Origin of the sequence: Bifidobacterium sp. UTBIF-68, assembly GCF_006408855.1 — a bacterium.
Taxonomy (GTDB): domain Bacteria; phylum Actinomycetota; class Actinomycetes; order Actinomycetales; family Bifidobacteriaceae; genus Bifidobacterium; species Bifidobacterium reuteri.
The window spans coordinates 1-1,345 of record NZ_JFAN01000069.1 but is presented as its reverse complement, the minus strand read 5'-3'; the positions used below and the strand labels follow the sequence as shown (position 1 = coordinate 1,345).

Genomic DNA, 1,345 nt, shown 5'->3' with positions numbered 1-1,345 from the left:
TACGCAAAAATGCGTCCTTCGGGGCTGCGGACGTTTTCTTGGAGACCGAACGGAAGGATTTTCGTATGTTCAGTCTTGAGGAACGAGAGCGTGCGGTGGAGTTGTATTTCACCACGCCGATGACGACGGCCCAGGTGGTGGAGCATCTGGGTTATCCGACCAGGCAGTGTCTGGAGCGTTGGCTGGCGATGGATTCCCGGTATGCTGGCCATATGGCCAAACCCATCATCCCACTGGAGACCAGGCGAAGGGCAGTCGAGCTGGTGCTGGGCGGCATGCAGCAGAAGCAGGCCGCCAAACAGCTCGGCGTGAGCGTCGGCGCGGTGCATGGCTGGGTCAGGGCGTACCGCAAGGGCGGCATGGCCGCGTTGCAGCCCAAAAACAGGAACTCCGCGCAGGGCAATAAGCCCGCGGACTCCCGCCGCCGGCCGTCCGCAGCCGATGATGATGACGCGGAGGCTTTGCGCCGCAGGGTCGAGGAACTGGAGCTGGAGAACGCGTTGATGCGGGAGGTGGTGGAGGTCGTAAAAAAAGACCCCGGCGCCGACCTGCGGCGCCTGTCGAACAGGGAGAAGACCCTGTTGATCGACCGGTTGAGGCCGGCGTATTCGCTCAGCTCGATGACATGCTTGCTCGCCATCGCGCCCAGCAGCTACCACTACCACCACGCCCGGCTCGGCGTTGACAAGTACGCCGGACTCAGGGCAGAGGTGGCCGGGGCGTTCGCCGATTCCAAGGGCAGGTACGGGTACCGCAGGATCAAGGCGGTGCTCAAGACCGGCGTATCGGAGAAGTCGGTCCGCAGGATCATGGCGGAGGAAGGGCTCGTGGCGCACGTGCCCAAGCGACGCAGGTATAGTTCCTACGAGGGCGAGACGACGCCGGCTCCCGCCAATCTCGTCGACCGGGACTTCACGGCCGAGCGTCCGAACGAGAAGTGGCTGACGGACATCACCGAGATCAAGGCCAGGGACGGGAAGGTGTACCTCTCGCCGATGATCGACTGCTTCGATGGCAAGATCGTCGCATACACCGCCGGCTTCAGCCCCAACGCGGAGCTGGCCAACCGGATGCTGGAGAAAGCGGCCTCGACGCTGCCGGGGAACGCGCGTCCCCTGGTGCATTCCGACCGTGGATGCCATTACCGGTGGCCCGGATGGCTCGGGCTCATGGAACGCTTCGGGCTGACGCGCTCCATGAGCGCGAAGGGCTGTTCGCCGGACAACGCGGCCGCGGAGGGATTCTTCGGCAGGATGAAGACCGAGGCGGTCTACCCCGAGAAGTGGGAGGAACACACCCGCAACGAGGTGCTCGCCTTGGTCGATGAGTACATACGCTGGTACAA

The 1,345-nt window shown here is 63.9% G+C and carries 1 protein-coding gene; it reads left to right on the top strand.

What is annotated here, in order from left to right; genetic code table 11:
• Positions 1 to 65 precede the first annotated feature (65 nt).
• On the top strand, positions 66 to 1,345 hold a 1,280-nt coding region (locus tag BW14_RS11810), incomplete at its 3' end, for an IS3 family transposase (protein ID WP_044090700.1).